The organism is Phreatobacter aquiterrae (assembly GCF_053471285.1).
This window is the reverse complement of the sequence record NZ_JBJPHW010000004.1, coordinates 32,311-45,774: the sequence shown is the minus strand read 5'-3', so window position 1 is coordinate 45,774 and position 13,464 is coordinate 32,311. Positions and strand designations below refer to the sequence as shown.

The following is a 13,464-nucleotide window of genomic DNA, read 5'->3' as shown; positions in this document are numbered from 1 at the left end:
CACCCTGACATTTTTCATCACGATTGCCGCCTGCCGTTCCCCCGAGGGCGTTGTGCAGGATCGAGGACATCATGCGCACCGTTCGTCTTCTCGTCCTATCGGCGCTGCTCGCCGGCCTTGCCGCCTGCAATGACAGTGGCGGCGGGGCACCGCAGCAGGCGGCGGCTCCCCCGCCGGCTCCTGTCGGCATCGTCGAGGTGAAGGCCGAGCCGGTTCCCATCGTCAGCGAGCTGCCGGGACGCATCGCGCCGACGCGCATCGCGCAGGTGCGCCCGCGCGTGTCGGGCATCGTCATCGCCCGCGTCTTCCAGCAGGGCAGCCTGGTGAAGGAGGGCGACGTCCTCTACCGCATCGATCCGGAGCCGTTCCGGGTCGAGGTCGAGCGGTCGAAGGCCACGATGCAGCGCGCCCAGGCGACGCGCCTGCTCGCCCAGCAGCAGAGCGACCGCGTCGAGCAGTTGCGCGAACGCAATGTGGCGAGCCCGCAGCAGCTCGACAGCGCCGTGGCGACCCTCGCCCAGGCCGACGCCGACGTCGCCAGCGCGCGCGCCGGTCTCGCCGCCGCCGAGCTCAACCTGAAATATGCCGACATCACCGCGCCGATCAGCGGCCGCATCGGCCGTGCGCTGATCACCGAGGGAGCGCTGGTGGCCGCCAACGGCGCCGAGGCGCTGGCCACCATCCAGCAGCTCGACCCGATCTATGCCGACTTCACCCAGTCGGCGACGGACCTCATCCGCCTGCGCCGCGCCATGCAGGCCGGTGCGGTCACGCCCGACAAGACCGACGAGGCTGCCGTCAAGCTGCTGATGGACGACGGCAGCGCCTATCCGCATATGGGTCGCCTGCTTTTCTCCGAGGCGACCGTCGATGCCGGCACCGGCCAGGTGACGCTGCGCGGCGAATTCCCCAATCCGAGCGGCGATCTTCTGCCGGGCATGTATGTCCGCGTGCTCATCGAGCAGGGCATCCAGCCGGGCGCCATCACCGTGCCGCAGCAGGCGATCCAGCGCGACACGGCCGGCCGCGCCCAGCTCTACGTGGTCAAGGCCGACGACACGGTCGAGGTCAGGGTGGTTCGCACCTCGCGGGTCGTCGGCACCAATGCCGTGATCGATGAGGGCCTCGCCGCGGGCGACCGCGTGGTGGTGGACGGGTTCCAGCGCCTGCGCCCCGGCGCCAAGGTGGCGCCGCGCCCGTGGACCCCCGGTCCGCAGGCCGCCGCCGCGACGCCCGCCCGATAAGGACGCCAGCACCATGCCCCAGTTCTTCATCGGCAGGCCGATCTTCGCCTGGGTGATCGCCATTCTCATCATGCTGGCCGGGCTGATCGCCCTGCCGCAGCTGCCGATCGCCCAGTATCCGGAGGTCGCCCCTCCGCAGATCACCATCAACACCTTCTATCCCGGCGCCTCGCCGGAGGACGCCTATCAGGCGGTGACCCGGCCCATCGAGGAGGAGCTCAACGGCATCCAGGGGCTGCTCTATTTCGAGTCCGTGGCCGATACGACGGGTTCCATCACGATCACAGCCACGTTCCAGCCTGGGACCAGCGGCGCTTCCGCCGCCGTCGAGGTGCAGAACCGCGTCAGGCGCGTCGAGCCGCGGCTGCCGCGCGCCGTCACCCAGCAGGGCGTGCAGGTCGACCAGGCCCGCTCCAACTTCCTGCTCGTGGTGACGCTGACCTCGACCGACGGCATGCTCGACGCCATCGGCCTCGGCGACTACATGAGCCGCAACATCATCGGCGAGATCCGCCGCGTGCCGGGCGTCGGCCGCGCCCAGCTCTTCGCCTCCGAGCGCGCCATGCGCATCTGGCTCGACCCCGACAAGATGGTCGGTCTCAACCTGACTGCCAGCGACGTCACCGCCGCCGTCACGGCGCAGAACGCGCAGGTTGCCGCCGGCTCGATCGGCTCGCTGCCCAACCCGATCAACCAGCAGGTCACGGCAACCGTCATGGTCCGGGGCCAGCTCACCTCGCCCGACGAGTTCGGCTCCATCGTGCTGCGCGCCAACCGTGACGGGTCGCTGGTCCGGCTGCGCGACGTCGCCCGCATCGAGGTCGGGGCGCAGGCCTACTCCACCTCGGCCCGCCTCAACGGCAAGCCGGCCGCCGCCATTGCTGTGCAGCTCTCCCCCACCGGCAACGCCATGGCGACCGCGGATGCGGTCAGGAAGCGCATGACGGAGCTCTCGGCGTTCTTCCCGCCCGGCGTTGAGTACGCGATCCCCTACGACACCTCGCCCTTCGTGAAGGTCTCGATCGAGAAGGTCATCCACACGCTGCTCGAGGCGATGGTGCTGGTCTTCCTGGTGATGTTCCTGTTCCTGCAGAACCTGCGCTACACGCTGATCCCGGCCATCGTCGTGCCGGTGGCCCTGCTCGGCACCTGTGCGGTGATGTATGTCACCGGCTTCTCCATCAACGTGCTGACCATGTTCGCCATGGTGCTGGCCATCGGCATCCTCGTCGACGACGCGATCGTCGTCGTCGAGAACGTCGAGCGCATCATGTCGGAAGAGGGACTTCCGCCGAAGGAGGCCACCCGCAAGGCGATGGGGCAGATCACCGGCGCGGTCATCGGCATCACCACCGTACTCGTCTCGGTGTTCATTCCGCTCGCCTTCTTCCCCGGCGCCGTCGGCATCATCTACAAGCAGTTCAGCCTGACCATGGTGGTGTCGATCCTGTTCTCGGCCTTCCTGGCTCTCAGCCTGACGCCGGCGCTCGCCGCCACCTTCCTGAAGCCGGTCGCCGCCGGCCACCATCATGCCAAGCGCGGCTTCTTCGGCTGGTTCAACCGCGGCTTCGACCGCACCTCGCGCGGCTACAGCAACGTCGTGTCGCATCTGGTGCGGCGCGGCGGGCGCTATATGGTCATCTACCTCGCCCTGCTCGCCGGCCTCGGCTACCTCTACATGAGGCTCCCGACCTCGTTCCTGCCGAACGAGGACCAGGGCTATGTGATCGTCAACTTCCAGGCTCCGTCGGACGCCACCGTGAACCGCACGATGGTCGCCATCGAGGCGGCCGAGAAGCAGTTCGCCTCCGAGCCTGCGGTCGCCCGTATCGTCACGGTGCGCGGCTTCTCGTTCTTCGGCCAGGGCCAGAACGCGGCGCTTGCTTTCGTCACCCTCAAGGACTGGAGCGAGCGCGGCGCCAACGACGCGGCGGCCGCCATAGCCCTGCGTGGCACCATCGCCCTGTCCCAGCTTCGGGACGCCATCGTCTTCGGCCTGTCGCCGCCGCCGATCCAGGGTCTCGGCAACTCCAACGGCTTCTCGTTCCGCCTGCAGGCGCGCGGCGGCCAGACCCAGCAGCAGCTCGCCGCGGCGCGTGACCAGCTTCTGGGGGCGGCAATGCGCAGCCCGGTGCTGGGGCAGGTCTTCGTCGAGGGTCTGCCGGACGCCGCCCAGGTGTCGCTGATCATCGACCGCGAGAAGGCCAACACCTTCGGCGTCACCTTCGCCGACATCAACGCCACCATCTCCACCCAGCTCGGCTCGAGCTACGTCAACGACTTCCCCAATGCCGGGCGCCTGCAGCGCGTGCTGGTGCAGGGGGTCGAAGCGAGCCGCATGCAGACCTCTGATCTCGTCAACATCAACGTGCGCAACTCCAACGGCGGCATGGTGCCGCTCTCGGCCTTCGCGCGCATCGAGTGGCAGCGCGGCCCCTCGCAGATCATCGGCTACAACGGCTATCCCGCCATCCGAATCTCCGGCGCGACCAAACCCGGCTTCTCCTCCGGCGACGGCATTGCCGAGATGCAGCGCCTCGCCGCCGAACTGCCGCCCGGCTTCGGCTACGAATGGACGGGCCAGTCGCTGCAGGAGATCCAGTCGGGGTCGCAGGTGCCGCTGCTGCTGGCGCTGTCCTGCATCCTCATCTTCCTCTGCCTCGCGGCGCTCTATGAGAGCTGGTCGATCCCCATCGCCGTGATGCTGGTCGTGCCGCTCGGCATCATCGGCTCGGTGATGGCCGTAACGCTGCGCGGCATGCCCAACGACGTCTATTTCAAGGTCGGCCTCATCGCGATCATCGGCCTGTCGGCCAAGAACGCCATCCTCATCATCGAGTTCGCCAAGGACCTGAGGGCGGAGGGCAAGGGTCTGCTGGAGGCGACGATCGAGGCGGCGCATCTGCGCTTCCGGCCGATCCTCATGACCTCTCTCGCCTTCGCGCTCGGCGTGCTGCCGCTCGCCATCGCGTCGGGCGCCAGCGCCGCCAGCCAGCAGGCGATCGGCACCGGCGTTCTCGGCGGCATGATCTCGGCGACGGTGCTGGCGGTTTTCTTCGTGCCGGTCTTCTTCGTGGTGGTGAGCCGCGTCATGGGTTGGCGGGACAAGCCGGCGCCGGCAGCCGGGGTGGCCGTTCCACCGGGTGGAGCGGCGTCCACAGAGGTCCGGACAGACGAGCCGGCAAAGCATCCGTAGGAAATGGTCCTGGGACGGGGCAACCTCTCCCATTCCTCCAACGATCAGGGCGGCGTCACGATGACCATGACGCCGCCCTGTTCTTGTCGTCGATCAGCGTCTTGCGCCGCCGCGATCACGCGAGGTCGAAGCGATCCGCGTTCATCACCTTGGTCCAGGCGGCGACGAAGTCCTTCACGAACTTCTCCCTGTTGTCGTCCTGGGCATAGACCTCGGCATAGGCGCGCAGGATGGAGTTCGAGCCGAACACCAGGTCCAACCGCGTCGCCGTCCACTTCACCGCGCCGGTCTGGCGGTCGCGGATCTCGTAGTGGCCGCCGGCGTTTGACCACGTGTAGGCCATGTCGGTCAGGTTGACGAAGAAGTCGGTCGTCAGCGCACCCGGACGGTCGGTGAGCACACCGTGCTGCGTGCCGCCGTGGTTGGTGGCCATGGCGCGCATGCCGCCAACCAGCACCACCATTTCAGGCGCGGTCAGGCCCATCAACTGGGTGCGGTCGAGCAGCATCTCCTCGGGGCTGACGGCATAGTCCTTCTTCACCCAGTTGCGGTAGCCGTCGGCCAGCGGCTCGAGCGGCGCGAAGGAGTCCGCATCGGTCATCTCGGCGGTCGCGTCGCCGCGGCCGGGGCTGAAGGGCACCGTCACGTCGAAGCCGGCCGCCTTGGCCGCCTGCTCGACGCCGAGGTTGCCCGCCAGCACGATGACGTCCGCAAGGCTTGCGCCCGTCTGGGCGGCGATCGGCTCCAGCACCGACAGGACCCGCGCCAGACGGGCGGGCTCGTTGCCCTCCCAGTCCTTCTGCGGGGCGAGGCGGATGCGCGCGCCGTTGGCGCCGCCGCGATAGTCCGACTGGCGGAAGGTGCGGGCGCTGTCCCAGGCCGTCGCCACCATGTCTGCGACGGAGAGGCCCGAGGCGGCGATCTTCGCCTTGAGGGCGGAGACGTCGTAAGCGGTCGAGCCGGCGGGCACCGGATCCTGCCAGATCAGGTCCTCGGTCGGCGCATCCGGGCCGATGTAGCGCGCCTTCGGACCCATGTCGCGGTGGGTCAGCTTGAACCAGGCGCGGGCGAAGGTCTCCGAGAAATACGCGAAGTCGTTCATGAACTTCAGCGAGATCTCCCGATAGATCGGATCGACCTTCATCGCCATGTCGGCGTCGGTCATCATCGGGTTGTGGCGCTTCGTCGGGTCGCTGGCGTCGAGCGGCTTGTCCTCCTCGCGGATGGTCACCGGCTCCCACTGCCAGGCGCCGGCCGGGCTCTTGCGCAGTTCCCATTCGTGGCCAAACAGCATCTGGAAGAAGCCGTTGTCCCACTTCGTCGGGTGCGAGGTCCAGGCGCCCTCGAGGCCGGAGGTCACGGCATTGGCGGCCTTGCCGCCCATATTCGGGTTCGTCCAGCCCATGCCCTGCTCGGTGACGTCGGCCGACTCCGGCTCGGGGCCGAGAAGGGCGGCGTCGCCATTGCCGTGGGTCTTGCCGACGGTGTGGCCGCCGGCGGTCAGGGCCACGGTCTCCTCGTCGTTCATGGCCATGCGGGCGAAGGTCTCGCGCACCTGCGCCGCCGTCTTCAGCGGGTCCGGCTTGCCGTTGACGCCCTCGGGATTGACGTAGATGAGGCCCATCTGCACGGCGGCGAGCGGGTTCTCCATCGTGTCCGGCTTGCTGACGTCACCATAGCGCTCGTCGGACGGGGCCAGCCACTGCTTCTCCGAGCCCCAGTAGACGTCTTTCTCGGGATGCCAGATGTCCTCGCGGCCGAAGGCGAAGCCGTAGGTCTTCAGCCCCATGTTCTCATAGGCGATGGTGCCGGCGAGGATCATCAGGTCGGCCCAGGAGATGCTGTTGCCGTACTTCTTCTTGACCGGCCAGAGCAGGCGCCGGGCCTTGTCGAGGGAGACGTTGTCCGGCCAGGAGTTCAGCGGGGCGAATCGCTGGTTGCCGGTGCCGCCGCCGCCGCGACCGTCGGCGATGCGGTAGGAGCCGGCGGCGTGCCAGGCCATACGGATCATCAGGCCGCCGTAGTGACCCCAGTCGGCCGGCCACCAGCTCTGGCTCTCGGTCATCAGCGCATGGACGTCGCGCTTGATCGCGTCGAAGTCGAGCGACTTCACCGCCTCGCGGTAGCTGAAGCCGCCGCCCATCGGGTTGGTCTTGGTGTCGTGCTGATGCAGAATGTCGAGGTTCAGCGCATTGGGCCACCAGTCCATGACCGACCTGGTCATGGCGGTATTGCCTCCGTGCATCACCGGGCATTTGCCGGCCGCCGTCGTTCCGTCCATCTCTCTCTCCGATCGTGTCTCATCTCGCGAGGTCCGGTGGAACCTGGTTCCGACCGCATCCCACTGCAATTCCGGCTGGCGGCGGGGGAAGAGCCTCACCCGGTCGGACGGATTGCGCGGCCCTGCGCGCCACCACCGGCCCCGCCCTGCGGCGGCCGGCGGGCGTCGTAAAGCTCACGACGATCCCGCTCCGCCTCCCTTGTAGCGAAGGCTTGTGATTAGACTAAGTTGAATTTGCTGATTGCGACGATAAGTTCATCTGATGATCAACTTCACGTTCAAACAGCTCCGCTATTTCGACGCTCTGGCGCGCCATGGCCATTTCGGGCGCGCCGCCGACGCCTGCGCCATCTCGCAGCCGGCGCTTTCGATGCAGATCAAGGAGCTGGAGGAGTCGCTGGGAACGCCGCTTTTCGAGCGCAGCGCCCGGCAGGTGCGGCTGACCGCCTTCGGGGAGGCATTCTCGGTCCGGGCCCGCGACATCCTTCGAGCGGTGGACGAACTGGCCGATCTCGCCCGCGCCTCGGGCGAAGGGCTGGTCGGCCGGCTGCGCATCGGCATCATCCCGACGGTCGCCCCCTATCTCCTGCCGGCGATCATCGCCGACCTGACGCAGATCCACGCCGGGCTCGACATCCACGTGCGCGAGACGCAGACGCCGAAGCTGATCCAGGAGCTCAGCGAGGGACGGCTCGATACCGCCATCGTCGCCCTGCCTGTTTCGGAGCCGTCGATGACGGAGGTGGCGCTGTTCTCGGAGGATTTCGTCCTCGTCCGCCCCGGCGAGGACGAGGGCAAGGCGGTGCCGAGCGGCGACATGCTGCGCGAGATGCGGCTGCTGCTGCTGGAGGAGGGCCACTGCTTCCGCGACCAGGCGCTGTCCTTCTGCGGCATGACCTCGACCCGCCCGAAGGAACTGCTCGACGGCAGCTCGCTGTCGACCCTCGTCCAGATGGTTGGCGCCGGCATGGGCGTGACCCTCATCCCGGAGATGGCCGTGGCATTGGAAAGCCGTTCGGCGCCGGTGTCGATCGCCCGCTTCGACAGCCCGCGGCCGTCGCGCACGATCGGCATGATCTGGCGCAGGACGAGCCCGCTCTCCGCGCAGTTGTCGCAGATCGCCACCGTCGTGCGCCGTTCGGCCGAGGCGGTGCGCGGAACCGTGATGGCCTGAGGGCGCCGGCGACTCGTCCGGAACCGTCCGCGGGCGACAGCGTTGTTCCCCTGACAACGCAACCGAAGGAGACAGGTCATGGGTCTTGGACGTGGTGCTCTCTTGTGGATTCTCGGCATTCCCCTGCCGATCATCATCCTGCTCGCCATCTTCTGGAGCTGACCGGGCGGGCATAAATTCCGTATTGAAAGACATCAGGAGGCGGGACGCGGTTCCGCCTCCTTTTCGTTTGGGCGGAGGGACAGTCTCCGTCGACGTCCCGGCTCAGCGGACCAGTTGCTCGACCGGCGCCGACAGGGCGACGCGAAGCCCGTCCCCGGACCAGTCATAGCTCATGACGCCCTTGAGCTGGCGCTGGACGCTCATCTCGATGAGCTGGCTGCCGAAGCCGCGATGGGTCGGCGGATCGTCCGTGGTCGCGGCTGTTCTTTCGTGCCATTCCAGCGTGACGTCGGAGGGCGTGTACTCCCACGCGACCCGGAGTTCGCCGCTCTCGTCGGTGAGGGCACCGTACTTGGCGGCGTTGGTTGCCAGTTCGTGGAAGACGAGGGCGAGGCTGGTGGTGGCGTTGGGGCCGAGCATCAGGTCCGGACCGGAAATGACCAGCCGTTCGGGACGGTCGACATGCGGCGCCAGGATCCGCTTCAGCAGATCGGCAAGCTGGATCGTCTCCGCCATATCGGTCTCGCCGAGCACGGCCGATCGGATGAGATCATGGGCCGCCGACAGGGCGCTCAGGCGCCCACGAAGGGCATCCGCCATCTCGCGCGGCGTCGACGCGCCGCGCGCCGTCATGGAGATCAATCCGGAGACCACGGCGAAGATGTTCTTCACGCGGTGGTTCAGTTCGCGCAGCAGGATGGAGCGCGCCTCTTCCGATTCCTTCAGTTCGCTGATGTCGACGATGGCGCCGGGAAAACGCGCCGGCCGGCCCTCGTGGTCGTAGAGGCATTCGCCCCGCGCGATCACCCAGTGCCAGACGCCGTCATGACCAAGGAGGCGATACTCCTCCGAAGACTTGTCCTTGTCGGCAATCGCGCGGGCGAGAGAATCGCGCACCCGCTGGATGTCGTCCGGATGAACCGCCCCGAGGAAATCCTCGATGGGCATGCCCTGGTCCGCGCCGCGCGCCCGGCTGCCGAGCAGTTGCGCCAGACGCGCGTCGGGAAAGAAGAGGTCGGAGGCGATGTGCCAGTCGAAGGTGCCGATCATGCCGGCGGAGTTCAGCGCGAAGGCGAGCCGCTCGCGGCTGCGGATCAGCTCCTGCTCCGCGCGCACGCGCAGGGTGGTTTCGGTGACGATGCCGAGCACCGCGACCGGAAAGCCGTTGTCGTCCATGACCGGGCTGTAGTGCAGGTCGAACCAGACATCCTCCGGGCCGCCGTTGCGATAGAGCACGAAGGGCTGGTCCCGGTAAGACAGGGCCGCGCCGGCAAGGCACGAGCGCACCACATTGTCGTTGAAGTCGGCGGCCTCAGGCCAGGCCTCGCGCACGCCCTGGCCCAGAAGTCCAGGATGGCGCGATCCCGACATCCCGGCATAGGCGTCGTTGTAGATCAGAATGCCCGCCGGTCCGACGAGGAGGGCCTGGGGAACAGGGGAGCGGAGGATCGTCATGGTCACGGCCCGCAAGGCGATGGGCCATGTGCAGACGGGTCCAAGGGGGGTGGAGGCCCAGTCGAAGCTGGCGACGAGACGACCGCATTCGCCGCCATGGTTTGCGAGCAGGTCTTCCCAGTCGATCCTGGCGATCATTGCTTCTCTTGCCGTTGTCGATGTCATTGCCGCTTTCGGACAGCCACTGCAGGGTTTCCGGCTGAGGACAGCCATCGTGGAAGGCCGGGCGTCCCGCCGGGCGGCCTCTCATCGCCCGAAGGCGCTCCTTCACATGGTCAGGGAAATCCGGCACCTGTGAGGCGCCTTTCCGCGCGGACGCCAGTGTCGGCGCGCGGTAATGGTCGACTGCGCGAGGCCGTTACGCCAGCAACCCGCAGCGGCGGAAGCCGTGCGGGTTGCGGAGACGACCAGTCGGCAGGAAGAAGCCCTGCCGGCATCAGGCCCTGCGTATCAGGCCGGCGACGATCGAGACGACGAAGAGGACGATCGCCACCCAGAACAGCATCTGCGCGCCGCCCATGGCAGTCCCGGCGACGCCGCCGAAGCCGAGGAAGGCCGCGACGAGCGCGACGACGAGAAAAACGATGGCCCAGTGCAGAAGGGAACCCATGGCTTGCTCCTGATGTGGTTGTGACGGGACCCTTGCGATCCCGGCGACATGGAAATGTCTGCCGATCAACGTCGCATTCCGACCCGGGTTCCCTATGTCAGTCATGGAACTTCGCGCCGGCCGTGACGTTTGGCGTAACGCGGGCGCGTCCGGGACGGACGGTGTCCGGCGTGCATGGGGACGGAGAGACGCGACATCATGGTTGACCGCCCGCCCCTTGCCGACCTGCTTCTCCCCGCCACTGCCGACCGCATCATCCTGCGAGACCAGTCGATGCCGGGCAAGCTGATGCGTAGCCAGACGATTCATCACCATGAGTGACGGTCGCGCCGTGACGGAGGTGAGCGGGCAGGACCCGTCCCCGCAGATGCAGTTGCATGCTCCGGATGAAGGCGGCGAGCGCAGGCGCCTGCATGCATTGCGGGTGCGGCTGCTGCTTCTGGTCGCCGGCATCGCCATCCCGCTGCTGGCGCTGGCCCTCGGCGCCGTGTGGCAGGCCAACCGCAGCGAGCGGGCCCGGATGGAGACGCGCCTCGTCGAGCAGGCCCGGGCCATCGCCGCCAGCGTCGACGCCGATATAAAGCAGGCCGAGGTTTATCTGCGGGCGCTGGCCTCATCGCCCTCGCTCGCCAGCGGCGACTGGCTGTCCCTCTACCAGCAGGCGGCGAGGTCGACCCGGCGCGGCACCTACGTCGCCATTCTGGACGAGCAGGGACGACGGCTTCTCAACACCTATTTCCCCGTTGGCGCGGGCGGCATCAGCCTCACGCCGACCAGCGGCCTCGATATCGTGCGGCGGGCGATGGCGGGTGATCGCCTGGCGATCTCGGGAATTCTGACGGGCGACGCGATCGGCGAGCCGGCCGTCGTCGCGGCCGTGGGAGCCGCGACTCGGTCTGGCCAGCGAGTGGTGGTCGCTCTCATCATTCCTTCCGCGGTGCTGGCCGAAGCGCTGCAGGCCCAGAACCTTCCCGCCGACTGGATCTCGGCCATTCTCGATGCCGATGGCCGCGTGGCGGCACGGTCCCGCGACGGTGCGCGCTTTGTTGGGACACCGGCGGTGGCGGCGGTCCGCCAGGCCCTGGCTAACGAGGCGAGCGGGCTGATCCATGCCCGGACGGTGGAGAATCTGGCGGCGAGCCTGGCGGTTGCCCGTGCGCCGGAAAGCCGTTTCGCGGCGGTCATCGCGATCCCCGAAGCGGTGTTCGGACGCAGCTTCGCCTCGATGCTCGGACCGGTCGCGCTGATCGGCATCGGCCTCATCCTCGCGGCTATGGCCATCGCCGTGCTGGCCGCGAGCCGCATCCTCTCCGCCGTGCGCCGGGGTTATGCGGAAGAGCGCAGCCTGCGTGACGAGGTGACGGAGAACCTACGGGTGGTGGACGCCGAGCTGCAGCGCAGCGAGCGGCGTTTCCAGACGATTGCCGACGCCATGCCGCAGCTCGTCTGGTCGACGCTGCCCGACGGCTACCACGACTACTTCAACCAGCGCTGGTACGAGTTCACGGGCATGACGCCCGGATCGACTATGGGCGAAATCTGGAACGATCTCCTCCATCCCGACGACCGGGAGCGCGCCGCCAGGCGCTGGCAGCATTCGCTCGACACCGGCGAGCCCTACGAGATCGAGTACCGGTTCAAGTCGGGCGATGGCGCCTACCGCTGGTTCATCGGCCGCGCCGTGCCGATCCGCGACCGCGCGGGGCGGATCGAACGCTGGTTCGGGACCTGCACCGACATTCACGACAAGAAGCTGGTCGAAGAGGCGCTGGTCGCGGCGCAGGGCCAGCTCAAGGCGCGCGTGGCGGAGCTGGCACAGGAGAAGTCCCGTCTCGAGCGGCTGATGATCTCGGCGCCGAACCTCATCTTCATCAACGACCTGAAGCGCGGGCGGAACGCCTACATCAACCCGCAGGTTTTCGACACGCTGGGCTACGGGCCGGCCGAACTGACGGGTCGGCCGCTCAAGGCGCTCGGCGAACTGGTTCATCCAGAGGACCGACGGCGTGTCGCCGAATTCGCCGCGCAGATCCGCCGCGTGGCCGATGGCGAGGTGCGCGAGATCGAATACCGCTTGCGCCACGCCGACGGCTCCTATCGCTGGTTCCTGTTCCGCGAGACGCCGTTCCAGCGCGACGCGGTCGGGGCTGTGACGCAGGTCCTCGGCACGGCGCTCGACATCGGTGCGCGCAAGCAGGCCGACGAGCGCCAGCAGATGCTGATCCGCGAGCTGCATCACCGGGTGAAGAACATTCTCGCCACCGTGCAGGCGATCGCGTCGGCGACCGGGCGGTCGTCCCGCTCGTTCGAGGCGTTCCGCGAAGATTTCTCCGAAAGGCTCGTATCGCTGGGGCGCACCCATTCGCTGCTCACCCGCGAGGCCTGGGCCGGCGCCGGCCTGCGCGACATCCTGGAGAGCGAACTCGCCCCCTATCTCGATCCGGCGGACGGGCGGGTCGTCATCGACGGCCCGACCATGGTGATCCCGCGCGACATGACCGTGCCGGTCGGCATGGCGATCCACGAACTGACGACGAATGCGGTGAAGTACGGCGCGTTGTCGGTGCCGGAGGGCAGAGTCGACGTCATGATCGAGAGCGACGGGGCGGTGCCGGAGCCGCGCATGACGCTGGTCTGGCGCGAGAGCGGCGGGCCGCGGGTCGAGCCGCCGCAGCGCAAGGGCTTCGGCACGCTGCTGCTCAATCGGCTGCTCGCCTCGCAGCTCGGCGGCGAGGTCGCCATCGACTACCGTCCCGAGGGGGTCGTGGCGCGGATGGACGTGGTGCTCCGGAAGGACGACATGCGCTGAGGGCCGGCGCCTCCGAACCGCCGTGCGGCAGGTGGATCCGCCGCCTCTGCGAGCCCTGTCCAGGAAGCCGGCAGATCCCGGCATGAGGCCTTTGCGCCGGAACGATCGCTGCGGTCGCGCGTTGTTCCAGCACCACTCACCACGATGCAGGAGCACGTCATGCCCACTCCCTCAGGCCATACCCGCGCCATCGTCGCCTCGCGTGTCACCGGCACCAGCGTCTACAATTCGCAGGGCGAGAAGATCGGCCACGTCGAGGACATCGTGCTCGACAAGATGTCCGACAAGGTGATGTTCGCTGTCCTCGGCTTCGGCGGCTTCCTCGGCATCGGCGAGCGCTATCACGCCATGCCGTGGTCCATGCTCGACTACGACAAGGAGCGCGGCGGCTATGTCGTTTCCCTGTCGAAGGAGGTGCTGGAGAAGGCGCCGTCCTACGAGCTGAACGACCTCCTCAAGCAGGATGGCGCCGGCCAGAGCCCCTCCCTCGACTATTACGCGAAGTACAGCGTGCACTGACCCGCGGCGAGGGT

Annotated in this window: 9 protein-coding genes; 6 read left to right on the top strand and 3 right to left on the bottom strand. The window is 67.9% G+C overall.

Going from position 1 to position 13,464, the window contains the following annotated elements; all coding sequences use genetic code 11:
• The first annotated feature begins 71 nt into the window (after nt 1-71).
• Complete coding sequence (locus ACJ4V0_RS07725) at nt 72-1,244, top strand: efflux RND transporter periplasmic adaptor subunit (RefSeq protein WP_448298994.1); 1,173 nt, start codon at nt 72-74, stop codon at nt 1,242-1,244.
• A gap of 13 nt (nt 1,245-1,257) precedes the next feature.
• Nucleotides 1,258-4,440, top strand: a complete 3,183-nt coding sequence (locus ACJ4V0_RS07720; RefSeq protein WP_448298993.1) for a multidrug efflux RND transporter permease subunit — start codon at nt 1,258-1,260, stop codon at nt 4,438-4,440.
• Between the two features lie 115 nt (nt 4,441-4,555).
• Here the strand turns inward: ACJ4V0_RS07720 and katG are convergent, their stop codons facing one another.
• Entirely contained in the window at nt 4,556-6,721 is a 2,166-nt protein-coding gene (katG, locus tag ACJ4V0_RS07715; protein WP_448298992.1) for a catalase/peroxidase HPI, read from the bottom strand.
• A 262-nt stretch (nt 6,722-6,983) separates the two neighbouring features.
• On the opposite strand from katG, the gene ACJ4V0_RS07710 reads away from it, so the two are divergent.
• Nucleotides 6,984-7,895 (top strand): LysR substrate-binding domain-containing protein, encoded by a 912-nt coding sequence (locus ACJ4V0_RS07710; protein WP_448298991.1) that lies wholly within the window; start codon nt 6,984-6,986, stop codon nt 7,893-7,895.
• A gap of 264 nt (nt 7,896-8,159) precedes the next feature.
• Here the strand turns inward: ACJ4V0_RS07710 and ACJ4V0_RS07705 are convergent, their stop codons facing one another.
• Together ACJ4V0_RS07705 and ACJ4V0_RS07700 are read right to left on the bottom strand one after the other, a co-directional pair.
• A complete protein-coding gene (locus ACJ4V0_RS07705; protein ID WP_448298990.1) occupies nt 8,160-9,650 on the bottom strand; it encodes a sensor histidine kinase in 1,491 nt (496 codons plus the stop codon).
• A gap of 298 nt (nt 9,651-9,948) precedes the next feature.
• Nucleotides 9,949-10,122, bottom strand: coding sequence for a DUF1328 domain-containing protein (locus tag ACJ4V0_RS07700; RefSeq protein WP_448298989.1), 174 nt, complete (start codon nt 10,120-10,122; stop codon nt 9,949-9,951).
• A 198-nt stretch (nt 10,123-10,320) separates the two neighbouring features.
• Here ACJ4V0_RS07700 and ACJ4V0_RS07695 point away from each other — a divergent pair, with 198 nt between their 5' ends.
• From ACJ4V0_RS07695 to ACJ4V0_RS07685, 3 genes are all read left to right on the top strand, one after another.
• Nucleotides 10,321-10,443, top strand: a complete 123-nt coding sequence (locus ACJ4V0_RS07695; RefSeq protein WP_448298988.1) for a hypothetical protein — start codon at nt 10,321-10,323, stop codon at nt 10,441-10,443.
• Entirely contained in the window at nt 10,436-12,931 is a 2,496-nt protein-coding gene (locus ACJ4V0_RS07690) for a PAS domain-containing protein (protein WP_448298987.1), read from the top strand. Before ACJ4V0_RS07695 ends, ACJ4V0_RS07690 begins: the two co-directional genes overlap by 8 nt.
• A gap of 159 nt (nt 12,932-13,090) precedes the next feature.
• Entirely contained in the window at nt 13,091-13,450 is a 360-nt protein-coding gene (locus ACJ4V0_RS07685; protein ID WP_448298986.1) for a PRC-barrel domain-containing protein, read from the top strand.
• Nucleotides 13,451-13,464 lie beyond the last annotated feature (14 nt).